This is a genomic window from Desulfovibrio gilichinskyi (assembly GCF_900177375.1).
GTDB lineage: Bacteria > Desulfobacterota > Desulfovibrionia > Desulfovibrionales > Desulfovibrionaceae > Maridesulfovibrio > Maridesulfovibrio gilichinskyi.
The window spans coordinates 754,407-779,273 of the sequence record NZ_FWZU01000002.1 but is presented as its reverse complement, the minus strand read 5'-3'; the positions used below and the strand labels follow the sequence as shown (position 1 = coordinate 779,273).

Annotated in this window: 20 protein-coding genes; 2 read left to right on the top strand and 18 right to left on the bottom strand. The window is 44.0% G+C overall.

What is annotated here, in order from left to right; genetic code table 11:
- Window positions 1-37: 37 nt before the first annotated feature.
- On the top strand, window positions 38-3,172 hold the full coding sequence (locus B9N78_RS08455; protein ID WP_245805499.1) for an ABC transporter substrate binding protein: 3,135 nt from the start codon (window positions 38-40) through the stop codon (window positions 3,170-3,172).
- Window positions 3,173-3,184: 12 nt separating this feature from the next.
- Here B9N78_RS08455 and B9N78_RS08450 read toward each other — a convergent pair whose 3' ends face one another.
- From B9N78_RS08450 to B9N78_RS08380, 15 genes are all read right to left on the bottom strand, one after another.
- Complete coding sequence (locus B9N78_RS08450; protein ID WP_085101176.1) at window positions 3,185-4,030, bottom strand: carbohydrate ABC transporter permease; 846 nt, start codon at window positions 4,028-4,030, stop codon at window positions 3,185-3,187.
- Window positions 4,031-4,034: 4 nt separating this feature from the next.
- Complete coding sequence (locus tag B9N78_RS08445; RefSeq protein ID WP_085101173.1) at window positions 4,035-5,153, bottom strand: carbohydrate ABC transporter permease; 1,119 nt, start codon at window positions 5,151-5,153, stop codon at window positions 4,035-4,037.
- A gap of 106 nt (window positions 5,154-5,259) precedes the next feature.
- The gene (locus B9N78_RS08440; protein WP_085101170.1) at window positions 5,260-6,522 is read right to left on the bottom strand and encodes an ABC transporter substrate-binding protein; all 1,263 of its coding nucleotides are present in this window, start codon (window positions 6,520-6,522) and stop codon (window positions 5,260-5,262) included.
- A 74-nt stretch (window positions 6,523-6,596) separates the two neighbouring features.
- Window positions 6,597-7,694 carry an ABC transporter ATP-binding protein gene (locus B9N78_RS08435; RefSeq protein ID WP_085101167.1) on the bottom strand — a complete coding sequence of 366 codons (1,098 nt, stop codon included), beginning with the start codon at window positions 7,692-7,694 and terminating at the stop codon, window positions 6,597-6,599.
- Window positions 7,695-7,718: 24 nt separating this feature from the next.
- Window positions 7,719-8,780, bottom strand: coding sequence for an aldose epimerase family protein (locus B9N78_RS08430; RefSeq protein ID WP_085101165.1), 1,062 nt, complete (start codon window positions 8,778-8,780; stop codon window positions 7,719-7,721).
- Complete coding sequence (locus B9N78_RS08425; RefSeq protein WP_085101162.1) at window positions 8,781-9,806, bottom strand: LacI family DNA-binding transcriptional regulator; 1,026 nt, start codon at window positions 9,804-9,806, stop codon at window positions 8,781-8,783.
- 1 nt (window position 9,807) lies between these two features.
- Window positions 9,808-11,154 (bottom strand): galactokinase, encoded by a 1,347-nt coding sequence (locus B9N78_RS08420; protein ID WP_085101159.1) that lies wholly within the window; start codon window positions 11,152-11,154, stop codon window positions 9,808-9,810.
- 1 nt (window position 11,155) lies between these two features.
- Window positions 11,156-12,247, bottom strand: coding sequence for a UDP-glucose--hexose-1-phosphate uridylyltransferase (locus B9N78_RS08415; protein ID WP_085101156.1), 1,092 nt, complete (start codon window positions 12,245-12,247; stop codon window positions 11,156-11,158).
- A 178-nt stretch (window positions 12,248-12,425) separates the two neighbouring features.
- On the bottom strand, window positions 12,426-13,097 hold the full coding sequence (locus B9N78_RS08410) for a D-lyxose/D-mannose family sugar isomerase (protein ID WP_085101153.1): 672 nt from the start codon (window positions 13,095-13,097) through the stop codon (window positions 12,426-12,428).
- 21 nt (window positions 13,098-13,118) lie between these two features.
- Window positions 13,119-14,003 (bottom strand): PfkB family carbohydrate kinase, encoded by an 885-nt coding sequence (locus B9N78_RS08405; protein ID WP_085101150.1) that lies wholly within the window; start codon window positions 14,001-14,003, stop codon window positions 13,119-13,121.
- Between the two features lie 191 nt (window positions 14,004-14,194).
- Window positions 14,195-14,956, bottom strand: a complete 762-nt coding sequence (locus B9N78_RS08400) for a hypothetical protein (protein ID WP_085101148.1) — start codon at window positions 14,954-14,956, stop codon at window positions 14,195-14,197.
- Window positions 14,957-14,983: 27 nt separating this feature from the next.
- Entirely contained in the window at window positions 14,984-18,475 is a 3,492-nt protein-coding gene (locus B9N78_RS08395; protein WP_085101145.1) for a type VI secretion protein IcmF/TssM N-terminal domain-containing protein, read from the bottom strand.
- Between the two features lie 33 nt (window positions 18,476-18,508).
- Complete coding sequence (locus tag B9N78_RS08390; protein ID WP_245805498.1) at window positions 18,509-19,264, bottom strand: DotU family type IV/VI secretion system protein; 756 nt, start codon at window positions 19,262-19,264, stop codon at window positions 18,509-18,511.
- Window positions 19,265-20,644 carry a type VI secretion system baseplate subunit TssK gene (gene tssK / locus B9N78_RS08385; RefSeq protein WP_085101142.1) on the bottom strand — a complete coding sequence of 460 codons (1,380 nt, stop codon included), beginning with the start codon at window positions 20,642-20,644 and terminating at the stop codon, window positions 19,265-19,267.
- A gap of 3 nt (window positions 20,645-20,647) precedes the next feature.
- Entirely contained in the window at window positions 20,648-21,229 is a 582-nt protein-coding gene (locus B9N78_RS08380; RefSeq protein WP_137982508.1) for a type VI secretion lipoprotein TssJ, read from the bottom strand.
- A 197-nt stretch (window positions 21,230-21,426) separates the two neighbouring features.
- Between B9N78_RS08380 and B9N78_RS08375 the strand changes: the two genes are divergently transcribed.
- Window positions 21,427-22,968 carry a type VI secretion system contractile sheath domain-containing protein gene (locus B9N78_RS08375; protein ID WP_085101136.1) on the top strand — a complete coding sequence of 514 codons (1,542 nt, stop codon included), beginning with the start codon at window positions 21,427-21,429 and terminating at the stop codon, window positions 22,966-22,968.
- A 56-nt stretch (window positions 22,969-23,024) separates the two neighbouring features.
- Here B9N78_RS08375 and B9N78_RS08370 read toward each other — a convergent pair whose 3' ends face one another.
- Genes B9N78_RS08370 through B9N78_RS08360 form a run of 3 tightly spaced genes read right to left on the bottom strand, consistent with a single transcriptional unit; the run spans window position 23,025 to window position 24,849 of the window.
- Complete coding sequence (locus tag B9N78_RS08370; RefSeq protein ID WP_085101133.1) at window positions 23,025-23,798, bottom strand: hypothetical protein; 774 nt, start codon at window positions 23,796-23,798, stop codon at window positions 23,025-23,027.
- A 13-nt stretch (window positions 23,799-23,811) separates the two neighbouring features.
- On the bottom strand, window positions 23,812-24,216 hold the full coding sequence (locus tag B9N78_RS08365) for a DUF4150 domain-containing protein (RefSeq protein WP_085101130.1): 405 nt from the start codon (window positions 24,214-24,216) through the stop codon (window positions 23,812-23,814).
- 9 nt (window positions 24,217-24,225) lie between these two features.
- Window positions 24,226-24,849 carry a DUF3540 domain-containing protein gene (locus B9N78_RS08360; protein WP_085101127.1) on the bottom strand — a complete coding sequence of 208 codons (624 nt, stop codon included), beginning with the start codon at window positions 24,847-24,849 and terminating at the stop codon, window positions 24,226-24,228.
- Window positions 24,850-24,867: the final 18 nt, after the last annotated feature.

The window sequence follows — 24,867 nt, the reverse complement described above, 5'->3', positions numbered from 1 at the left end:
CAATCCAAAGTGGCCCGCTCGACCAGTGGAGTTATGAGTGAATAATTTTTTTATAATAACATCACGAATTAAAAACTTTACATTCCACTATAGTCAGATACTGCGGTGCAGCACAGTCATATTTTTTACTTTACTTACTGCGCTGTCAGCTCCTGCATATGCGGCAGAAACCAAGCACGTACTTGTATTACATTCATACCATGCAGGGATGTCTTGGGTTTCAAACATTGATAAAGCTATTCGTGACACCCTGTTAACTCCTCCGTTTGAAAATCTTATTTTACATATTGAATATATGGATACAAAAAGGAATCACAGTGATGGATACTATTTAAAACTGGAAGAATTATACAAAGATAAATACCAAAACACACCAATATCGCTCATACTTACATCCGACACCAATGCTTTTGATTTTATGCGCAAAAATGGACCAATAATTTTCCCGAATATTCCAGTCATCTTTTGCGGTATTAATGATTTTTCTGATGAAATGCTTTCCGGCACATCAAATTTTACCGGTGTTGCAGAAATAACTTCTTCAAAAGACACTGTTGAGACAATTCTTAACCAGCTCCCAGCCACAAAAGAAATATTTGTTGTTAATGACGACCTCAAATCCGGACGGGCATGCCAAGCTAATATAGCTAAAAATCTTATGCCTTTTAAAAACAAAGTCAGCATCAAATATAATACGAACATGTCTATTAATGAATTGAAGAATAAAATTCAGTCGTTGAAACAAGGCAGTGTAGTCTTGCTTGGTGTATACTTTTCAGACCGCGAAGATAGATATTTCACTTTTGAAAAACTAGGCTCAATGCTAACGCAGGACAGCCCTGTCCCTGTATACTGTCTATATAGATTCAACCTGATAGATGGAGTAATTGGAGGAAAAGTAATCAGCGGGTATCGTCAAGGTGTTACAATGAGCAAAATTGCAAGACGTGTTTTATCCGGAGAAGCTCCTAAATATATTCCGGTTGTAAAAACAGGCACAAATTCCTTTATTTTTGATTGGAAAGCAATGAGGAAGCACAATATACCGCTATCAACGCTCCCGTCGGAGTCCACACTCATCAACAAACCGTTTTCATTCTATCAGGAATACCACTGGCTGGTATGGTTAGCACTTCTAATTTTTGCAACTTTATCAATTCTTATTTTTGTGCTGACTAAAAAAATAATAGAACTCAGGCTATTGAGGAAAATACTTAGCATCTCGGAATTAAAATACCGCTCTATTTTTGACAACGCGACAGAAGGTCTTTTCCAAGTAACCAGAGAAGGAAAACTAATTTCTGCCAACTATGCTTTGGCTGCAATGTTCGGTTATGAATCTCCAAAAGATATGATTGCTAGTGTTAATAATGTTGTAAAAGACATGCATGCAGTAGATTCCGACCGTAAAAAAATACTCGAGACATTAGATGAATATGGCAAAATCACTAATCTTGAATTCAGAATGAAGCGAAAAGATAATACTGAAATATTTGTTTGTATGAATGCCAGAGAAACAACTACACAAGACAGTATGATCATTCATGAAGGTTCGGTGATAGATGTTTCAGAAAGAAAACATGATGCTGATAATTTACTGAAAGAGAAAGAAAAAGTAGAAAATATAAATAAAGCATTGCAAGTCAGCATGGCTCATTTGCGAATATTGCTCGAAACCATGCCCGAGCTTGTGTGGTTTAAAGATACAAACGGAGTTTATGTTTTCTGCAACCAAAGATTCGAGAGATTATATGGAGCCAGTGAAGCAGAAATTGTAGGTAAAACTGATTATGATTTCGTAGATAAAGATTTGGCTGATTTTTTCAGAGCACACGATTTAAAAGCTATGAATGCTAAAATACCGTCAGTCAACGAGGAGACCCTTACATACAACAGTGACGGACATACTGAAGATCTTGAAACAATTAAAACCCCCATATTGGACGCGGATGGAAATCTTTCAGGAGTGCTTGGAATGGCTCGTGATATCACAGAGCGCAAACAGGCTCTGAAAGAACTGGATAAACTACGCAGCTATTTATCAAATATAATCGATTCGATGCCCTCAATGCTTGTAGGTGTCGACTATGAAGGCAAAGTTATTTTGTGGAATAGAACTGCTGAAATAACTACAGGAGTATCCCCGCAATCAGCGCAGGGTAAATTTCTTATAAACGTACAGCCGCGGATGAAATCGGTAATGGAAAGTGTTAAGGAAAGCCTTAAATCCCGCAAACCCAAAAAAGAACAACGAGTTCCATATCTGGTAAACGGAAAGACACGTTACGAGGATATTATAATTTATCCGTTGATAACAAATGTTATCGAAGGAGCCGTTATCCGCATTGACGATGTAACTGAACGCTTCAACCTTGAACAATTGATGGTTCAATCTGAAAAAATGATGTCTGTTGGCGGTCTTGCCGCCGGAATGGCTCATGAAATAAACAACCCGCTAGCCGCAATACTAGGTTCTGCGCAAAATCTTAAAAATAGATTAAGTAAAAATTCCCAAAAAAACATCGAAATTGCGAACGAGTGTGAAGTTTCTTTTGAAAATATTAAAAAGTACGCTGAAGCCAGAAACTGCATGAAACTTATTGCAGGGATACATCAATCCGGACTGCGTGCCGCAAACATTGTGCAGGATATGCTGAGTTTCAGCCGTAAAAGCGAAAAACAACTATCCTATCATAACCTACGGGATCTGCTGGAGAGTTCACTTAAACTGGTCATGAATGATTACAACATCAAAAACAATTATGATTTCAAACAAATAAAAATAATCAGGGACTACGATCCCGTCATTCCTGAAATACAATGTGACGGCAATGAGATTCAGCAGGTACTGCTTAACCTCCTGAAAAACGGAGCTGAAGCTATGTCAGAAAAAATTTATGTTGGCGAAAATCCTCAATTTTTGCTTAAACTGCACAAATCAGGAGACATGGCTTTTATTGAGATTACCGACAATGGCCCAGGTATGAACGAAGAAACCAGAAAGCGTATTCTTGAGCCATTCTATACAACGAAGCCTGCCGGACAAGGAACGGGCCTTGGCCTCTCCGTATCGTACTTTATCATAACGGACCGGCATAAAGGGTCCATGGAAGTGTTCTCCGAACAAGGAAAATGGACTAGCTTTGTTATTAAACTTCCTTACAAAGCGTAGCCTCACATGCCGTTATTCCTTAACAGAACCTGCCAGCAGTCCGCGAATAAAGTACCGGCCTAAAAAGATATAAATCGCCAGAACAGGAGCAGCAGCCATTATAGAACCTGCCATAGGAAGGTTCCAGCTCACGGCCTGTCCGCCTGCAAGTTGAGCCAGTCCGACTGTAATTGGATTATCCGCATGACGGGTAAGACATATCCCCCAAAGAAATTCATTCCAGACCTGAGTTACCTGCCATAAGCTTGTTACAACAAATCCAGGAATTGAAAGCGGAAAAACAATGCGGGTGTAAATTGAAAAGAACCCGGCTCCGTCCAGCCTTGCAGATTCAATCAAAGCTGTCGGAATTTGTGTATAGAAGTTTCTGAAAATAAGCGACGTAATCGGCAGCCCGTAAACAACATGAGCCAGAATCAATCCGGGGAGTCCTCCGTATAAATTCATAGCCCTGAGTGTCTGAAAAAGGGGAATCAAAATTACCTGATAAGGAATAAACATCCCGAACAGGAACAATGTGAAAATTAATTCACTGCCTTTGAACTTCCATTTTGAAAATACATAGCCGTTTAAAGAGCCTAACACCGTTGAAAGTGTTGTTGCGCAAACTGTCAGAATCACAGAACTTACAATATTTGATTTCAGCAGAGTAAACGCATCGGAAAAACTGGACCAGTGAAAATGGGATGGAAACTCCCAAGCTGTTGATAAATTAATCTCAGAAGGAGGCTTAAGAGCCGTAACAACGGCCATGTATGCGGGCATAAGGAAAAAAAGTGCCAGCAAAATAAGTACGCCGTACAATAAAATCGAACCGGGTGTTATTCTGTTTGCTGTTGCAGTTGAAGTAGTGCTCATTTTTCTATCCTCTAGTCCTCTGTCTGTACTGGCTGACCACGTAAGGAACAATGAACATGGCTGCGACCATGAACAGAACAATGGCGATAGCCGCCCCTTTGGCAAAGTCGTTAGCCCTGAAAGTTGTCATATACATGGTAAGTGCAGGATGCCCGGTCTGAGCGTTGTCCGGTCCGGTCATGGCGAAAATAATATCAAACATCTTAAGTGAGATGTGAGATAAAATGATCACCGCGCTGATAGTTATGGGCTTCAGCATTGGAATGGCAACATGGCGGTAATAAGAAGTGCTGCTGGCACCATCAAGCATTGCCGCGTCCCGTAAATCCTGAGAAATACCATGAAATCCGGCTAAATAAAGTGCCATAGTGTAGCCTGAATATTGCCAGATTGTAGCCATGATTATCCCGAGTGTAGCCAGATTGAACCCGTGTGTTTCTTCCATAAAAAGAGCCTGTGGAAGCATACTTCCGCCAAGCCACGCAAAAGCACCGATAGCAACACCGGGGCCGAGCCAGAATCTGATTGCACGGCGCGGACGCTTCTTAAGTGCCCACAAGCCCACGAGTATAAGCGTAAAGGCAACTATGTATAAAAATATTTGCAGCAGATTCTGCCAGTTGAATTCAAGCACCGCTTTAGTACTTGATGTCCAATCAAAAGTAAGCGGAGGCAGTCCCAGATAGGTTGGTAAAACGTTTACCCCGCCTTGCGGAGCCAAGAGCCACCTCCAAATAGTACCGGAAACGATAAACGACAGAGACATTGGATAAAGAAAAATTGTTCTAAGGACATCTTCACCCTTAGGTTTCTGGTCCAGCAGTATGGCTATAAACATGCCGATACCGATAGCCCCTGCCAGAAGCATGACGGAATAATAGACTGCATTGACAAGATCCTGCCTGAAACCGCTGGATAAAAATCCTGTAAACAGATCCAGATAGTTGTCCAGCCCGACAAAATTCAGCTCAGGATTCAGAGCTAAAGCTCCGTCTCCACCCCAGTCTGTCATGGATATCCAAATGGTATTTCCTATAAAACCATAAACAAATATCCCGATCAAAATGATTGACGGCAGCAGCGTCAAAAACGCTTTCAGCCTGTCCCGTGATGCTTCCCTCATATCCCGCACCTTATCCCTTTATCGGAGCCGCGCCGGAATCCGGCGCGGCCGCCTTTTATCTACTCTAAGCTAATAAAGAGCTGTTCACTCTTTTTCAAACAACAAACTATTTTCCGATCTTAGCTTTGTCAGCAAGCTGCTGGCAGGCTTTTGATACAGCCTGAGCATTGTGAGTCTTGAGGAACATTTCCATAATACGTGAGAAACCACCCATGAATGTTTCATTAGCGGCAACACCATGAGCCAATGAACCGACAACTACATCTTTTTTGAAGTCTGCTGCGGCAGATTGCAAATAAGAATTGTATTTGCTCAGATCAGAGTCCATACGCGGTGAAATTGAACCTTTGAGAGGGTTAAATGCGTCACTGCCTTCTTTTGAACCGATGATCTTGAGCCATGCAATGGCGTTATCGCGATCAGGTGCCCCTTTCGGCAGTCCGAAGGAATCAGAAAGGAACATGAATTCTCCGGCAGTATCAGGAGAAGGTTCCCAACCGAAATCTTTTCCGGGAACCATTTTTTTAGTAGTAGACATATATCCGGCTGCCCAGTCACCCATGATATTGAAAGCAGCGCGACCGGTAATGACCATATCCGTTGCCTGCTGCCATGAAAGTGAAGATGCATCATGATTGGTGTACTTAAGAATTTTACCGAAAAGTTCCCAAGCCTTAACAACATCAGGGCTGTCAAATCTAAGCTTTCCTGCCCAGAGAGCATCCCATTTCTCTGCACCTAAAGAAGCAAGAGCAACTGATTCCCACAGATGGTTAACAGTCCAGTTTTCAGCGAGGGCTAACGGAACAACACCTTCTTTTTCAAGCTTAGGAGCTATGGTTAAGAACTCAGCCCAAGTTTTTGGGGCTGCAACTCCCCATTTTTTAAGATTAGCAGGAACATACCAAAGTACATTTGAACGGTGAATGGTCACAGGTACGGACCAGATACCCTTATCAGTACCGATAAGTTTAATCAGACCTTTAGGGAATGCATCCATCCAGCCCTGTTCTTTAAACAGAAAAGTAAGGTCTTCCATGCGGTCAGCTTTAACCCATGTTCCGATGAGTTCCTGTCCGGAATGAACCTGAAAACTATCCGGAGGTTCATTGCCGAGCATACGAGTCTTCAAAACGGCTTTAGCATTTACGCCGGAACCGCCGGTAACGGTTGCATCAATTACATTAACATTTGGATTCTGCTCTTTGTACTTTTTGATCAGAGCCTGCAAAGCAGGACCTTCATCACCGGCCCACCAGGAAAAAATTTCAAGGTTGCCGCTAAGTTCTTTGGCCTGAGAGACCTGTGGAACTGTGAACAGCAACACCGCGGCAAATGCCAGACACAACTTCGCCAAGGACTTTTTCATGATTCCTCCTAACGTGTTAAAATAATCAACATACTACTTGAATCGCATATAATTTGTCGCTTTTGGAGATTTCTCTAGTAAAGCGCAATTTTCGTTTCAGGATCAAAAAGAACCATGCGGTCAAACTCAAAACCGATAGGAACAATTTCACCGGGATGAGCCACCACGCGCCCTTCAACTTCCGCTATGAGTTCATTTTCACCGTCGATAATAATTTCCAGTAAAGAATGAGCTCCAAGAATTTCCGAAACGACAACTTCCCCATGACACCACCAATCTTTAGGAAGCCGCTCAATATTCTGCCCCATTTTAATAGAATCCGGGCGTAGTCCAGCCAGAACCGGAGATCCATCTTTAAGCCCCTCGGCAGTTCCGTCCTGAATAGGAAATCTGGTTTTACCAAGGACAAAAAACCTTTTACCGTCAATAACCCTGCACACACCTTCAAGAATATTCATAGGCGGATTACCTATAAATTTGGCGACAAAAACATTACTCGGCCTTTCAAAGACTTCGACCGGAGTTCCCACCTGCTGAATATGCCCATCTTTTAAAACTACAATTCTATCAGCCAGAGTCATGGCTTCAATCTGATCATGGGTAACGTAAATGGTGGTAGTCTGGAGGCGCAAATGCATTTTGCGCAGTTCCATGCGCATTTGCGTTCTGAGCTGGGCATCAAGGTTTGAGAGAGGTTCATCAAAGAGGAAGACATCAGGCTTGCGCACCATGGCTCTGCCCATGGCAACACGCTGGCGTTGTCCGCCGGAAAGTTCGGAAGGTTTGCGTTCAAGATAAGGTTCAAGTTCCAGAATTCTGGCAGCGTCCATAACTCGCGAATTTATCTCTTCCTTGCTCTTTTTGTGCATTTTAAGCGAAAAGCCCATATTTTCGCGAACGGTCATGTGCGGATAAAGAGCATAGTTCTGAAACACCATGGCAACATTGCGGTCCTTTGGTGAAACATTGTTGACAACTCGTTCACCGATACTGATTTCCCCGCCGCTGAGAGTCTCAAGACCTGCAACCATGCGCAGCAATGTCGATTTACCGCACCCCGACGGTCCGACAAGAACAATAAACTCATTTTCTTTTACCGAAAGATCCACACCGTGGATGACTTCCACAGAACCATACCGCTTGATGACGCCCTTAATTTCTACATTTGCCATATTTCTTTCTCGCCTCAATCTGTTTTAGTCACGCTTATTAAATTCACGAAATCTATACTCTGTCACATGGTTATAGACTTCTCCGGGACGTAAAATAACCGACGGAAACTCCGGTCTGTTAACAGCGTCAGGATATCCTTCCGGCTCAAGACAAAACCCTGAGCGAGGACCATACTCGCATCCAAGTTTCCCCTTAGTTCCCGCTCCAATATAATCGGCAGAATAAAACTGTAAGCCGGACTGTGTTGTTGCTATTTCAAGCTCCATCCCCGAAGCATCGCTTCTGACCACAGCCGCTACCGGCATTTCCATTTCACTCAAATTCAAAATATAAAAACGGTCATGTTTCAAAGGAGCTGTTTCAATTTGAGAATCTGTTGCCGGACCGTTTATCGGACAAAAATCAGTATAATCAGCTTCGGTTCCTGACACATCAAGAGTCTCGCCATTCGGAAGAATCTCATCATCAAAAAACAAAGTTTTATCAGAAAAAATCTTGACCTCGTGCTCACCTGTATCTTTGCCGTCACCGTTAAGATTAAAGTAAGGATGGGCCGTCATATTTATGGGGGTAGGCTTACCAGTCACGGCTCTGTAAGCAATGCGAAGTCCATTCTCAATCAAAGAATAAGTTACAGTTACCTGTAGATTTCCCGGGTAACCACCCTCTCCGTCAGGGCTTTCATAGCAAAGACTGATTGTATGAGGTTCCGGATTTTCTGCCTGACATTCAGTCCAGATACGGCTGTTAAATCCAAATTTACCGCCGTGCAGCTGATTATCACCTTCATTTTTATCCAGAAAATATTTTTCGCCATCCAGCTCAAAAGATCCGTGTGAGATTCTACCGGCAACCCGTCCTACTGTAGCCCCTATATAATGAGGATCGTTCAAATAACCTGTCAGATCATCAAAACCCAGAACAGCGTCCACTGTCTGCCCGTTAGAAACGGGAACCTTAAGCTCAACCAGAGTCGCTCCATACGTTGCAATGCCGGCCTGAAAACCTGAGTCATTGCTTATAGTATGAAGATAAACCTGTTCCCCTTGAGGTGTTACGGACCAGCTTTTTTTCGTATGACTCATTTAATTAGCCTCCGGTTTGCTGGAACCGCGTATCAGCAACTGTGTATCCAGAGTGATTGTTTCAGGTGTAAAATCATCTTCTTTGCTTTCAAGCTGTTTTAAGAGCAACTTAGCTGCAATTTTTCCCATTTCAAACGCAGGCTGAGAAATAGTCGTTAAAGCAGGTTCAATCAGCGCAGATTCCGGAGAACCTGAAAAACCTACGAGGGCTATATCTTGCGGAATACGCATTTTCGCTTCACGAAAACGACAGAAAGCTCCGACAGCAACGGGGTCGTTGATAGCAAGTATTGCGTCTGGCGGATTAACCATTTTAAGATACTGCTCGGCACCATTGCGACCGTCTTCTTCACGGCATCCGCCTGTTTTTACCAAAAGTTCAGGATAATATTGCATTCCGTTATCTTTAAGGGCCTGTAAATAACCGTCAAAGCGTAGACTGTTCAAGGATATCCCATCTCTAGCATTCAAAAAGCCGATGCGTTTATACCCTGTTTCAATAAGGTGTGTTGTAGCTTTATAAGCGGCATTAAAGTCATCAATGACAACTTTGCTGGTATCAAGGTCCTCAACAACGCGATCAAACTGAACAAGAGGAATACCCAGCCGGATAACTTCTTGCAGGTGATCGCTGTTGACGGTTTCAAGAGATATGGCGAGCAGGAGTCCAGCTACGCGATTGGCGGCTAAAGCTTTTGCATTAACTTTTTCACGGGTGATTGATTCATTAGACTGACAGACCATGATAATGTAGCCGGCCTCGTACATAACTTCCTCAATACCGCTGACTACTGTGGCAAAAAAATTATGCCGAATCTCAGGGACAATGACCCCGATTGTGTTGCTGCGCTTTCTTTGCAGACTTTGTGCAATGGGATTTGGATGATAGCGGTGCTCCTTTGCTGAATCGAGCACTAAACGCTTCGTGGCATCACTGATATCTGGATGATCATGCAATGCTCTGGACACAGTGGAAGCAGAAAGTCCTAACTTGCGTGCGAGATCTTTGAGGGTTAAATGTCCCATTTTATCTCACTTCCCGCCCATTTTTCGAAATATTTAAAAAGTCCAGTCCGGGCTGACGGACAACAAGTTCAATTACCGAACCAGCCCCGAAAACCTTCTCCATTGCAGTCTTATACTCATCAAAACAGGAATCTTGGGCATAAACTTGGATGGTTCCGGCAAATCCGCCGCCGTGAACTCTACCGACTCCCTTTGAACCAAGAAGGTACTCGGTCAGAATCAAGGCTGTCGGAATCGGTTGCTCGGCAGGATTGTGGGTGTTGTAGCAGTTTTGCAAAAGACGGCACGATGATTTTCCTGAATCAGCAACAAGCCGGAGGAATTCCACCATATCTCCACCGCTTAAAGCTTCAGCCTGCTGCACTGCACGCTCATCTTCACCTATAAAATGCATCAGCCTTAGAGCAGCTCTGTCACCGGCTTTTTCCCGCAGCATTCCCATGCTTTCAAGAACTTCGGACATACTGATGCCACGAGCTTCGCTTCGCCCGAAACATTTCGCCGCCTGCAGCATTTCATAAGGTATGGATGCATATTCAGAGGTCAGATCAGCATGACTTCCTCCGGTATTAACAACGCAGAGACGATATCCTGTCCCATAAAAACCTGTGCTTGGCGTTTCACCGCAAGAAAATCCTGGAGTAATCTGTTCAACAACAGGATTTTCAGGGTCATTGAAATCTATTTTCAAAATGCCTTCAAAAGAAGAAGCGGTCTGGTCCATAAAACCGCAGGGCTTGGCGAAATGTAAATTTTCCGAGCGTCTGGCTATCCTCGCAATATCGAGCGCGCTGACTTTTTTGTCGTTAAAAAGATAATTAAAAATCCTTCCGATTAAAACCTCGAATGCAGCAGAAGAACTCAGTCCTGATCCGGCAGGTATAGTGCTGGTAACGCACCCGTTAAACCCGGAAGCCTTAAATCCTGCCCGCCTGAAACCGTCAGCAACTCCGCGAACGATGGCTTCGCTGGTGCCCTCTTCTTCCGGTCTAGGGGATGTATCGGATAAATCAACGATAATAGGTTTTTCAAAATTTTCAGATAGGATTGTGACGACTTGCGAATTTGCTCCGTGAGCTTTAGAAAATGCAGCCAGACAATCCAGATTAATCGCTGCGGCAAGAACTCTTCCATGGTTATGATCTGTGTGATTGCCGCCAAGCTCTGTTCTTCCCGGAGCACTGGCAATTCCTAACAACTCAGAGGGAAAAGATTCTTCCATCCAATTTAAAAGCTTAGTTAAACGGCGGCGGGATTCATCAAGTCTGGAACTGGAATGCATGGCGCAGAAATCTTGATCAAATCCTCCAGAATCCAGATAAATTTGATAAGCTTCACGCGTAAACATCTTATTTGTCCTTACTCTTTAAATTAGTTTCCGGACCACTTAAGTCCGCTACCGGATTCATAAAATGAACATCCGGCAGATCACGCAAACGTTTAGCACTTTGTTCCGCAGTCATATCCCGCTGCGGCATAGCCATCATTTCATAACCGACCATAAATTTGCGCACGGTGGCAGACCTTAAAAGCGGCGGGTAATAATGAATATGCCAGTGCCAATGATCTGCGCCATTTTCATGAACAGGACGCTGGTGAAGTCCCATAGAATATGGAAATGATGTTTCAAAAAGATTATCGAACCGGATGCCCATCTGCACCAGAGCTTTAGCCAGATCATCTTTCTGAGAGTCTGACATATCTGTAATCGCTCCCATATGGTGCTTCGGCAGCAGCATAGTTTCAAACGGCCAGACCGCCCAAAACGGAACTAGAGCCACAAAGGAATCGTTTTCAAAAACAATCCTTTCGCCGGATTCAAGTTCACGTTCAACATAGTGGCAAAGCATGCACTGTTCTTTTTCACGTAAATATTCTTTCTGACTATTATCTTCTTTGGCAGGAATCATCGGAACGGAACGTGTGGCCCAAATCTGACCGTGAGGATGAGGGTTGGAACAACCCATAATATCACCGCGATTTTCAAAAATCTGGACGTATCCGATATCTTCACGGGTCGATAGTTCTGTGAACTGATCACACCAAACATCAACAACCTTGCGCACATCCACAGGATCCATCCGCGACAAAGTGAGATCATGGCGCGGTGAAAAACAAATTACGCGGCATACCCCAGTCTCAGGTTCAACCCGAAAAAGATCATCAGAGTCACAAGACGAAGTTATTGATTCTTCTAAAAGTGAGGGGAAATCGTTGTCGAAAACAAAAATATCTTTGTAATCAGGATTAACTACGCCTTGATTACGGGTATTGCCGGGGCATAAGTAGCAATTTTGATCATAAGCAGGCAAAGAGCTGACATTTGCATTCTCCTGCCGCCCCTGCCAAGGACGTTTTGTCCTGTGCGGGGAAACAAGAACCCACTCTCCGGTGAGCGGATTGAATCGTCTATGTGGATAATCCTGAAAAGCATCATTCATATCTTAAATACTGCCTCGATATTTAGAAGTTCAAATATCCTGCAAACGAAACCGCAAACGTTTCCGACAGTATTGTTAAAATAATATTTTTTGTCAATATAGTGTGACAAAAAAGTAAAGTCTTACATCAGATAAAAATGTAAGACTTTACTTTTACAGGTAAAAAGATGTTACGGTTTTAAACGTATTTTTCGTAATCAGTGACAAGCAGGTGGACGGGCTCTTCATCTTCTTCAATTTGAGGAAAACGCGGCAAAGGTTCGTGAAAACGATTATCCAGATTGTCATCATTCACGGCACTGACTTCGCCGACCATAACATCCCCTGTTCCCGTTTCGCAGTAAAAAGCGTGGTACATTCCCGGCTCAAGACAAATACTTTCCCCCGGGGTGAGTATGACTTCCGAACCGGCTTCAATGGTACGCACAAATCCGTCAACACTTACATCAAGAGGCGTGTCAGAGAGAGCTTCATTCTCATCTGAACCGTAAAGCTTGATTACGAGATTACCACCGGCGCGGTTGATAATATCTTCACGCTTGGACCAGTGAAAATGCATAGGACAAACTTGTCCTTCGCGAAGAATCATAATTTTTTCAGCATACGGCTTAGCATCTCCGGTAGCCAGATTGCCGTTTCGTATGGTGAACAAAATAAGGCCGAGGGAATCAAAATCGCCTTTACCGTAATCTGTCAAATCCCATCCGAGCAGATTGCGGACGACTTCGCTGTCACCTTTTCCCTTCCAATTTTCCGGCCCCCAGAAACCCCATTTAGGCAAACTAAAATGGTGATGCTGATAAAAATCTTTGGCTTTAGAAATAAGTGCATTTACTTCGCTTCTTTTCATGACTTCTCCATATATAAGAAATTATTTAATCAGCTTAAATTCTTCGGGAATAGGAGGCATGGCTCCCTTGCAAGAGCAGACATACGCCGCCAGTTTGTTGGCATGTTTACTGATATCTTCAAGTGAATGATCAAGCAGTAGACCTAGAACCGTAGAGGCTGTAAATGAATCCCCTGCTCCAATGGTATTTTCAATTTTTTCAACGGCAATGCCGGAATCTTCTATTTCCTGCCCATATCCGATGATGAGACTGCCTTTACTCCCTCTGGTGAGTATGGAGCATTTAAGATTAAACTTTTTATGCAAACTATTTAGCATTTGATTCTCAGTTCCCTTTAAATCAAACATTGGTGCCACTATCTGAATTTCATCATCATTGAGTTTTAAAACATCAGCTTTTTCAAGCGACTTACTGATAATCTCTTTGCTGTAAAAGTGCTGACGCAGGTTCATGTCATAAACTTTCATTGCTTGGGGGGCTGCGTCCAGAAAAGCGTGAATGGAATTACGAGACTTTTCACTACGCTGAGCAAGTGTCCCGTAGCAGACAGCGTGAACCCTTGGCCCGAGACTCAGGGCTTTATCATTAAGAGCTAGGTGATCCCAAGCGATATTATCAGGAAACATATAATGAGCGACACCATGCTCATCGACTTTGGCTTCGACAAAACCTGTGGCATGGTCAGGATCAAGACTTACCGCTTCAAGATTTAATCCACGCATATGCAACTCTTCCAGAGAGCGTCTGCCGCGTTCATCACTGCCGATAGTTGAAACTGCAATTGAATCTGCACCGAGCGCGCCTGCATGGTATGCAAAATTAATGGGAGCTCCGCCGATTTCTTCAGAATCCTCAAGAACATCCCAAAGTATTTCGCCGAGTCCGGCAACCAGAAATTCAGCCATTATTTCTCCTATGAATCAGCTATGTTCAATTAACTGCGCAACTTTTCTATAGCACATAATTGTTTCGCTCTCCATCTCCAATTATTTGGAAAGTAAGTCGGCGCGGTCTCTTAGCCTGATATAACCATAATAAAAAATCGGCTAACTGCAACGCAATTAACCGATTTCACTATACATAGAAAAGCTATTTTTTATTTTGCCGGATTATCAACTATAATATCGAGTCCTTCCGGAGTGATGGCTATAGCGGGGCTGTCTCCCTTTGCTATATCTATTTCGGTAAATAAAAATACAAGCCGCAAGCGATCAGGATGTATACCTACAATAATTTTATTAATAAAATTACCCTTAAAGCGATAAACATTTCGGATATCTTTTTTCCATTCACCGCGCAGGTCCACAACCAAACGTGTCGGCTTTGCCATCCAGAAATGGGTTATCCTGCCTGCTTTTTCAGCTGTTTCCAACCTAGCAAGAAAACTGTCATCGCGAGGAATAAATGTTATTTTATTAACAACATTCACTTCGCCGGACGGTTTAAGCGGAATCTCTTTCTTAACAGGTGGCTTAATAACTTTCTTAGGAGCTAAAGGAGCAGGTGCAGTTTTTTTATCACCTAAAAATGCTTCCACATCTTTTTCTACAACACGAACGTCTTTTTCTACAACACGGACGTCATGAACAACATTACGGCGAACATAATTTCCAATTCCATGATCACCGGACCCATTAGTGCTGCGCACCATTCCAGTCTGATTTCCTGCTGTGTCGGTCCCATTCTTAACCATAAACTCGGCACGGATCTCAGCTTTTTCGGTCCGTATTATTTTGCCGAAATCATTCACAAATGTACCAAAATCACCCCACACGGAAAAAATAAATATCCCCGCAATGGCTAACAGCCAAATCAGGAAAAGCAGGATGTAAAATTTCCGGTAGAATATTTTAAGCACGTCGTAACTCCATATAATTGCTGTCTATCATTCCCAGCACTCAGTAATGATATCCGGGACATTCAGAGGCTTAATCTTCAGTAATTCAATAACAGGAGCAGCTCCGCTGAAAGTATAGCCTACGGTAATATCTTTTATGCCGAGTCCGGTAAGTCCCTTTTCCTGATCCGGAAAATCTTCGGAAGTAAACACCTTAACGCCGCTACGGAATTCCTTAAGGAATTTAGCAAAACCAAGCTTACCTTCATAAGTACGGGTAAGATTGATACCCCGGAACTGAATAGTCAAAGTCGTTGTTCCGCAGCTGTCAGGCTTCCACACAAACGACATTTCCGAGGCGTAATTGTAATTAGACAAAACCTGCTGACCAGAGCCGCATTCCACAGTCAATATAGTAGCAAACGGTTCCTGAGTTGCGTTGGCATTAACTGTTGTCGGCAGAGTGGAAAGATCCACTTTGTATTGCGGTTGAACGGCCTGACTGGACCATGCTCCGGAATTAAGGAAAGTGAAGAACTCATCCCTGAACGGGAATGTTATTCCAAGCCAGCTTCGACCCTGCCAACCATGAACTCCGCGGGTCAAGAAAGGTTTTGCGGAACCATCGGTAAATTTATTTACTATTCCCGTTTTTCCAAAAAGATTCTCTCCCAATTTGTCATCAGGAATATGTGCTGTTTCAGCTAAAACATTACCTTCCCATAATTGCTGCAATTCGCAGGAAGCTTCCATAGTGACCACGTAAATAATAAAATCAAGCGGTCCTCTCACAAGTTGCCAGAATTCTTCAGACCCCGGTCCTATATCACTCAGGCGAGACTTAAGATCCGCCATAGCCTGAGTTGCCACATCAACTGGATTCTTTTGAACAGCACCTGCTCCGCTTGCCGGAGAAGCCGCTGTTCCGCCAGTGCCGGGATAAAGAGCTGCGGCACTTTTAAAAGCAGTTTCCTGAGTACCGGCGAAAGCGGAAACATCCTTTAATACACCCATATAGGCATCAAGTTTTTTAGCCATCTCAAGCCGCTCTTCTATGCGCGTTGCCATCCTTCCACCCAAATCAGTCATGAGCTTACTTAAAGAATCCTGAGCCTTCTGCGATGAAGCTTCTACACCTGCATTTTTTCCAGCTTCATACTGTGACAAAACAATATTGAAAGAAAAAACCAGATTCACCCATTTAGGAGTAGGAATAATATCTTTGACCGGTTTAAACTCGTCCTTCATGCGTGTTAACAAGCTGAAATACGGATTATCAGGAAGAGCCATTTTAGCTGACATCGTGCGATAATCATCCTTGGTCAGGAGCTGTCTCTCTCCTTCACCGAAATGTTCCGCAAAGTCATACCATGTTTTATAATACTGCTCGGCGTACCAAGCCCAGAACGCTTTTTCCCGTTTATCAAAGTCGCCGACCTTCGGCATGGCTTGCCGTAGTTCCATAAGAAAATCTTGCAGTTCTTTGCGCCCGTTTTGAGTATAGGCAGGTTCTACGATTACTTCATTTTCAAATTGCAGATTAGGGCCGCCCCAAAAATCGCGCAGAGTAACAGATTGCATATTCGGGTTATCGTTTACCCAGTCTACCAACCATCTGAAATCAGCTCCCTTAAAACTGAAAACTCGTCCCAATTGAGCTTGCAGCATCAACTTCTGTTCCTCAAGAGGTTCCGTTTTATCAGTCCAGTCCAGATATGATCTGTAAGTCTGCCCATAAAATTTCATCAAATCAGTATTAAAACCAGTGACAATATCAGTCATAGCTCTACCGGAGGGCAGATCAAAAGCAGAAAAAGATTCTTGCCCGCCGCCGGCAAGACGATCCTCAAGAAGTTCAATGCGCCAAACTAAAAGTTTTACATAATCACTGGTAAGAAGTTCTGATGAATGCATACTCAGTCTGCCGACAGCCTTTTCCAAAGCTTTATCAGCTGGGTCGAGAATTATTTCTTTAAAATCTTTGCAGTAAACTTCCTTAACCTTAAGTTCCGCCTCGCTACTGACCTCAAGTCCCATGCGGGGGACCCACCAATTGGAGTTCAGTTCATGCAATTTGGCAATCTTTTCCCTGAAAACATCAAACTCAACAATATGCGTATCTGTATTATTCGAAAATGCCGGTTGCGTGGGAAATGCAAAAAAAAGATCATCCATAGCCTGCTTGTTACTGATATATGAAAGGCTGAAAAGCCCGCATACAAAAAACAATAACAACAACCATCCGGCCATACCGAGGTTACGGGTAAAAAGTTTCCATTTCAAAAATTCCATAATAGGAGTGAACAGATTACGATCTCGCGGCAGTACTTTAGAAAAAAAATCGTGCAGGAAAATACCCTTTGCTGTTTCAGGAAGATTCGGTTCAATCCCCTTTAACGAATCAAGTCCGCTGAGGAATTCTGAGGATTGTTCACCGCTCTGTTCACCGCTTGAGAAAAACATTCCCCGGAACAGTGGCTGTTCCTGATAAGGATTATCTTCAAATGTTCCAGCGGCAAAAGCTTTTAACCTTAGAGAGAGTCTATCAAGTTCGGCAGCAAAAAGGAGAAAAGCGGGATCAAAATGACTTTTACCGTCAATTAGCAAAAGCCTAAGTTCGCGAAGCCGCTCTGTAAGACTGGATACAGCTTTTTCCACAAATTCTTCAGGGTCTGTCCCCATGGATTCATTGATCAGTCCCATAGCCTGAGAAAGAGTTTCTTCCGGCAAGACTTCAACTAATCCCTTAAGGCCGAAAATCAGATCGATTTTAGTAACTAAAACATAAACCGGAAATTTAGCTCCAAGCACCCTCATAATCTCATTAATACGCCGCCTGAGACTGCGCCCGTATTTGCCAAGAGAATCTTCATCACCGGAAAGCAGTTGATCAGCCGGAAGAGTTATTATTAATCCGTTGAGAGGCTCTTTCTTACGATACTTAACCAAAAGTGTAAGGAATTTTTCCCACTCTTCCTTATCACGTGATTCATCAAGGGGTATAGCGTAACGACCTGCGGTATCGAGAATTATGGCTTCTTCAAAAAACCACCAATCGCAATTTCTTGTAGCGGAAACACCGGGAACAGGGCCGACGTCAGTAAGAATTGTTGTAAGCCGGCTGCTGGCCACCGCTGTAGTTTTTCCGGAATCAGATTCACCGAAGACCATATACCACGGCAGAACGTAAAGTGGATTACCGCGTTTACGCAGTTCAGAATTTCTAAGAAGATCTACAGCCGCCATCCATCTGGTCTGCAATTCCTGAAGCTGTGACCGCTCATGTAAAGGAGCCGCGGCAATGGCGGAATTATCCTGATCTACAATACGCTTAACAAATTTTCTCTCACGTCTGCGCAGAAACCATTTGCGGATGAAAAGAACCGCCACGATTGCCCCTACAAAACCGCCGAACAGACAGGCTCCGGCCCACCACGGCCACCCCTTGTAATTGACAAGAGCATAGGAACCGAACGCAGCCGCAGCGAACAGTAATATAAGGAATATAGTTTTCAGTATCGAGAGAATTAATTTCTTCATGCGTTCCACATCTGCATTGTCAGTTCTTAATAATCAGCCCAACCAAAGTTGCAGACTGTTTTCAAGCAAGCCCAGATAGGCAAAATACACTCCAGCCAGGACCAGCAGGGGAAGAATTAAAAATACGATTGAAAGAGGTTCAAAAACACGCCCGTAAAGACCATTGTGCTTAGACATTTTCTTTGTGCCGTATGAGTCCGGAAAAGCGGAAAGTTGGAAGTCGCCTTGCCCGTCCACAATGCGTTTTACACAGTCCTCCCTCAGTCTCGTCAGCCGATCTGATTCATGATCACTAAAGTAAATACCGGAATAACCAAGCGAAAGGCATAGAGCATAAACTTCCAAAATTTCTAAATTATAGCTTTTATTTTCTTCAACCGGAGAACTCTTTTCCGAATCTTTATCGCAATCGCAATCGACAAAAAGACTTTCATCAAGTGGAGTTTTTCTTTCGCCAAGCAACAAATTAAGCCGCTCAAAAAACTCTTCTCCTGCACTGGATGTTCCATAATATTCACGCTGAAGCGTATGTTTAAGCCAGTCTTTTGCTCCTGGCCATGATGAACAGAGAATAGCTTCGTCAGCCCATGCGAAAACGGCAAAACGGGCATTATCAAATTGCTCATCACTGAATTTACCTTCTCGCCCCTTACTCTCAACGCGATCCAGCAGTAGAGAAAAATCTTTGCGCACGACTTCATAGTCTGCTTCAATTTTATATGACGAATCAGTCAGGAAGCGGACAAAGGTAAACAGTTCTAGAAAACAATCAGACAGATGCATAATCATCTACCCTCTCATTGCTGCGATATAGGCCATCATTTCTCTTGGAGCAGAATCCCAGTATAAAGAAATACTGCCGGATCTTTGTACTTCATCCCATAAAGAGGATTCCGTATCTATGCGGAAACACAGGGCCCCCTTAGTTCTCGGCAATCCCGGAGGAGGATTATCTACCGGAGTCATACCGATGCCGTTAACAGCTCTGGACAGCAGTGTACTCATACCCTTTGTGGCAGAAAGCTTGGCAATTTTTAGCAGTTCAGGCATAGCCTTTTCCGGTTCATCAGTACGCACCAAGAGCCAGAAGGTATTTCCGGCGCCGAAAGCTCTATCAGGCAATTCTGCTGTAAAATATGGATCTTCAAAGGTGAACTGACTCATGAATTCAGGTCCGGCTGTGAGGCTGTCGAGAATATGGGATATTATATCACGCGCAGCCTCGAAACAGGGACCGATGTTTTCATGGTCATAATCAGGCAGAAGTTTTTCGCCGTGCGCCCCTTCACCGAGAGACGAAATATCACGCGAGAAAGATGAAAGCTCCCCTATAATCTGACGCAGCAAACCAAAAGCTTTCCATGGATGAATATGTGGAGCTTCTACAAAGTGTTTAAGCATGGGCGCGTAGCGGTTGAGCGTACGCAAAGCCAGCAAAAAGACAGTGGAAGTAAAGTCCAGATCACCGGACCCAAGCCCGCCGGGGCTTTTATATTGTTCAAGCCTGCGACTGCGTGAGGCGACCTGATCGCTTATATCTTTGAAAACATTGGTAAGATATTCAGAAGAGTCTAAAGTCAAAGCCGGAGGGATAAAGCTTTCGTCCAGACGGACCTGTTCAAGATCAAGCATCAACCTGCCGAGCGGAATTATAGTATAAGCTCCAAGATCATCAAGCTCTGTCTCCCAGAAAAGGCGCAAAACGTACCGCATAGGCTTGATCTGCCCTACAGGACCGTTCCCGAGTAAATCAGGCAGTTCTTCAGGATCAGGAGATACTGCAAACATCGTATTGCTGATGGTAGTATCATCATCAGTAAGCGTTACATTACCTCCCTCATTGCTCCATTTTTTTAACCCTAGATAGACCATAAACGGTTTCTCACCGTCCTGCCAGACTTTGTCAAAGGAACGCGGTTCGAGCATTGCATTTCCTGGAAATGAAACGAAATTACCGTCATCGAAAAGGACTTCCACGCCTGTCACTTCCAGATTACGCCGTTCCAGTGCACCTTCACGGATATCAAGCTTTGTCAGCCCCCAGAAATATGGTTGCCCGAATTCACGCAGAGCACGCAAGCGATGAAGCTGGTGCAAGTCTGCCAGTTGAAAATGCTGGGGCTGTAAAAACAGTCCCTGATGCCAAAAAAGAGGTTTATTCGCGTACACAGGTTACTCTCCGACCTTTTGAATCTCATTTGGTCCAAGTATTATCATCGCATCCAGCTTTGCCGGAGCATACCAAGTATCAGACCACCACAGCATTCCGGTACTTGTAACATCCATGGGGATTTGCCATGTTCTGGTTGCCCCGTCTCCTTGCAGGTTGTAGTATCCTGCAGCGACCCCCACAAATTTTGTACCTTCGGCACGATCCATGGTTATCGTGGCATTGGTCCCGGGCTGAACAAATTCCCGTCTTACCTGTGTTACTGAGGGACCGAAACTGGTGCAGTTAAAAAGCTTACTGATTCCGGCAGGATTCCCTGTCATTTCGTTAAATTTATTGAGATCTGATAGCTGATAAAAGCATAAAAGCAAGGTATGCGGAGCATCATCATACTTGTTAAGATCTTTAGCCACTCCGAGTTTAAAAGAGATAGCATTGACCTGATAAGTCCACTTAATCTGATCCGGACTTGAAGCAGGAGTTGTAACTTCAGTAGGATTGACAGGTTTATTACCTCCGCCGCAGCCACCGGCGGTTAGCAAAAGAAGAAGGAGAATTGGCGGAATCAGATATTTGCTATGCACTAAAAGAACCTCCGACTGCATTATCTAGCTAAATTGATAAGGAATAGACTGATTAATATCAACATTACACAGTTATATATTTGTTGTCGATGCCTTAAATAATATTCTATGTTATAAACACAGTTCTGTTTCAATAATTATGATTATACGTTAATGTTATAAGAATTAAACCGACTTAATATTTTCAAGGAGAAATTATGCATATAGAACCACCAGTTTTTTCAATACTTGCCATCGGGCAATTTTCTCCTGCGCTGGAAGCAGAAACGCCTCCTGTTTTGCAAGTCGATTCATTCTCCCTTGATGATGCTGTTGCCCAGCTCTCTCCGACTCTTGATATCCCTGCCGATAAGACTATCTGCCCAAGCGGCGTGATTACGGTATCCATACACAAAATGGCTGATTTCAAACCGAAAAATTTACCTCAAATATCTACCTTTGCAAAAGAACTTGAAGATGCAAAAGACTACTTAAAAAAAGGTGGATCTCCTGAAAATATGGACAGCCTTTTCCCGATGGCAGCAGGTCTGATCACAATTCCTGCTAAGTCAGCACCGCTGAAGCATGAGCAAAAATCCAGTGCCATAGATGACATTTTATCCATGGTTGATACTTCATCAGCGCAAACCGGCTCACAACCCTCACCACAAGGAATTGAAGAACAAATCAACTCCATTTTAAGCAAAATTCAACAGACCGTTTTTACCGACAAGAGTTTCCGTATCATGGAATCAGCTTGGCGCGGAGCGCAGCTTCTTGCCGGACAGGTTACATCCGGCTGTAAAACCAGTGTTAAATTAACTTTAGTTCCATTTTCCAAAAATAATTTCATCCCTGTTTTCGATCAACTTGAATCAAAACTGGCCGAGACTCCTCCGGACATAATCTTAATTGATAAGGAGATTTCAAGTTCACCGCGTGCTATGACTGAGCTGGAAAGAGTCATGGATTTTGCTGAAACGATGCTTGCTCCGGCAGTTATTTCCATGAGCCCAAGCTTTTTTGGCATTCAAAGCTGGGATAAATTAAAAAAAGTCCGCTACATCCCCGCCCTTCTGGAGAGCGCAGAATACGGACGGTGGAAAACACTTGTGGAACGGTCCGGAGCAGGATGGGTTATGGCCTGTATAGGCAGCATCATGGCCCGCCCTATGTACAAACCGGAATCAGGTTTCAGCAAAACAAATTTTACTGAAGAAAACCCGTTATGGATCAGCGCGCCTTGGACCATTGGAGCACTATGCTCACGCAGTGTTGCCGAGTATGGCCAGCCTACCCGTTTCTGTGATCGCGGCTCTATACGTCTTGAACAACTTCCGCTTACAGACGGACCATCTCCATCACCTCTTGAAATCATGCTTAACACAGAGCGACTTTCCGACTTTAAACAAGCAGGTATTATCGCACTGGCAGGCACCGCAGGCAGAGATCATGCCTTTGTTGCCGGAGCAGTAACCATTGATGGCGGTCCGCTCAAATTCAAAATGTTTTTATCTCAGCTAACTGGATTCCTCATTCGTTTATCAGTAAATCAGCGTGAGGAAATTCAGAATATCGTCCCTGATCTTACCAAAGCTATATCTCTGTTTATCCAATCCATAGGTTTTCCTGCCCCGCAAGACCTCCAGATAACAACGCACAATGGAAATGACGGAGCAACCTCACTTGAGATAACGTTCACCCCTGATCGGGAGATTCTGTCAACAAATACTCCAATAACCTTCGGCTTCAACTGGTAACAAACAGCCCCGACGCATGTCTTTCAGTAGACAGTCGGGGCTTTCTTATGCGCTAACTATTTTAGAGACAATGAAAACAACTCTGCATCATCACCTTCGGAAAACTCACCGAAGAGCAGACTCTCAGGCGTTCCTGCTACTTTTACAAAATAGGATTCATTTTCACTAAGCTCATTCTTTATTGCCCAGCCTGTATATTCCTTCCCGCCAAGTTCAAGTTTAAGCCCTTGCATGGGGTAGTTCAGAACACATTTATCCGGCAGCATTCCGGCCGGACCTGCGCCGTGAGCGGTTATTTCTCCGCCGGAAACACCAAGCAAAGCTCCTGTCCACGAATGCCCGGGAGCCGGACCTACTTCCAGCCATAGACCGAGACTCGGCAAAGGATACAAATCAAAACGATATTCAGGCTCAATTTTCTTGATCGGCATATTGGCTTTTGCTGCAAGCTTGGCTCCCAGATGAGCTTCATCCACAACCTCAGCACTCCTTAGCATAGTGGGCAGGGAGTCGACATCAAGATCGCCTTCATCACAAAGGCACAAAATGGGGAAGCCATGTCCGCGACGAGCCTGAACAGCCGCCGCAAGGAGCCCCAATCCAAAACGAATGTTCGGATTTTCATAACTGGATTTACTGCCCTTGATAAGCCAGACGCCTACTTCAGGCTTGCCTATTTCAGGAATAGGTCCGGCCCACTCCATCTTCTCAAGATTTTCCGACCAGAAATGCCCGTTAACAGCAAGTCCGTAGCGAGTTACGGTCTGAAATAATCCCTTTCCCTTTGCTTCATCCTTTTCAAGAATGGATATAAAAACACTTTTAGCCACGTGGTCCTCCCGGTTATCCCAAAGTCAACACAGTGCACTGACTGGGGCAGATGCACACACCCGGAGCATTAGGCATTACAGCCAGACAATTCTGCCCCGTTACGCTGGTCAACCGCTGAACAGGCATCCCGTCCGCCATAATAGTAATGCAGCCTACAAGATATTCGGTTTGACCGGATTCAAGATGAGAAACTACGCCCATTTCAACTCCGGGTTCATCCCCCTCACTGACAAGGCCTAGCGAAACCTGATTTAACGTCGGCATACAATCTACAAGCACATTATATGCAGCCGGAGCAGTCGTCGCGGACTCTGCCATATTTGGATAAGGAATGGGCACGGGCACAGGCCCCGCCGGAGTCAGACAGACGTCAGGAAAACCTAAATCCATCCCTGCGCCTTGAGTTAATGCAAACATATTTACCCCTTAACCCATGTGTATGAGTTCGCCGTCAATTTTAACATGCTCTTCTGAAACAATGATAGTATTCTTACTATGGATGGTCATGGTTTCGTCCACAAGCTGCCTGCGGGATTCAGCCTGACAATCCTCATGTTCTTTTGTAAACCGGAAATAATTTTTAACCCTGCGGGTAAATTCCTGACTGATTTCATCAATTGTCACGGCCACCCGTTTAACTTTCTCCACGTTGCTTACAAACAAGCGCGAGGTGAGTGAAACACTGTCTGCGGAAATATCCACCTTTGCGGCGTGCAAAGCGGCTTTACCGCTTATGCAGTTAAGTTCCTCATCAGAAACGACACTTAGACTGCCCCCTTTAATCCGAAGGACAGAATCTCCCTCAAGCTCAAGCGATGTAGGAGTATCACCGGCGCGGGTAAGCACAGACAGGACCCATGCTCCGCCCAGACCGTCCAAGGAAAGCAATACCGAATCACCTTTTTCCGGTCTTACCAGACAACTCACCGCGCACTTTGCCTCAACTTCGCCAAAGGAAGTTGATACTTTCAAGTGATCCCCTTCAGACAGAATCTGTCCATATTCTAACTGCGGCGCGACCTGTTCATGCTTTCTAGCGAGATTATCCATACTATCCTCCAACGTTGG

What these genes read in the sequence shown, in the direction of transcription:
- B9N78_RS08450 (WP_085101176.1), bottom strand. Translation starts at nt 4,030, where the DNA reads ATGAGCACTACTTCAACTGCAACAGCAAACAGAATAACACCCGGTTCG.
- B9N78_RS08445 (WP_085101173.1), bottom strand. Translation starts at nt 5,153, where the DNA reads ATGAGGGAAGCATCACGGGACAGGCTGAAAGCGTTTTTGACGCTGCTG.
- B9N78_RS08440 (WP_085101170.1), bottom strand. Translation starts at nt 6,522, where the DNA reads ATGAAAAAGTCCTTGGCGAAGTTGTGTCTGGCATTTGCCGCGGTGTTG.
- B9N78_RS08435 (WP_085101167.1), bottom strand. Translation starts at nt 7,694, where the DNA reads ATGGCAAATGTAGAAATTAAGGGCGTCATCAAGCGGTATGGTTCTGTG.
- B9N78_RS08430 (WP_085101165.1), bottom strand. Translation starts at nt 8,780, where the DNA reads ATGAGTCATACGAAAAAAAGCTGGTCCGTAACACCTCAAGGGGAACAG.
- B9N78_RS08425 (WP_085101162.1), bottom strand. Translation starts at nt 9,806, where the DNA reads ATGGGACATTTAACCCTCAAAGATCTCGCACGCAAGTTAGGACTTTCT.
- B9N78_RS08420 (WP_085101159.1), bottom strand. Translation starts at nt 11,154, where the DNA reads ATGTTTACGCGTGAAGCTTATCAAATTTATCTGGATTCTGGAGGATTT.
- B9N78_RS08415 (WP_085101156.1), bottom strand. Translation starts at nt 12,247, where the DNA reads ATGAATGATGCTTTTCAGGATTATCCACATAGACGATTCAATCCGCTC.
- B9N78_RS08410 (WP_085101153.1), bottom strand. Translation starts at nt 13,097, where the DNA reads ATGAAAAGAAGCGAAGTAAATGCACTTATTTCTAAAGCCAAAGATTTT.
- B9N78_RS08405 (WP_085101150.1), bottom strand. Translation starts at nt 14,003, where the DNA reads ATGGCTGAATTTCTGGTTGCCGGACTCGGCGAAATACTTTGGGATGTT.
- B9N78_RS08395 (WP_085101145.1), bottom strand. Translation starts at nt 18,475, where the DNA reads ATGAAGAAATTAATTCTCTCGATACTGAAAACTATATTCCTTATATTA.
- B9N78_RS08390 (WP_245805498.1), bottom strand. Translation starts at nt 19,264, where the DNA reads ATGATTATGCATCTGTCTGATTGTTTTCTAGAACTGTTTACCTTTGTC.
- B9N78_RS08375 (WP_085101136.1), top strand. Translation starts at nt 21,427, where the DNA reads ATGCATATAGAACCACCAGTTTTTTCAATACTTGCCATCGGGCAATTT.
- B9N78_RS08365 (WP_085101130.1), bottom strand. Translation starts at nt 24,216, where the DNA reads ATGTTTGCATTAACTCAAGGCGCAGGGATGGATTTAGGTTTTCCTGAC.
- B9N78_RS08360 (WP_085101127.1), bottom strand. Translation starts at nt 24,849, where the DNA reads ATGGATAATCTCGCTAGAAAGCATGAACAGGTCGCGCCGCAGTTAGAA.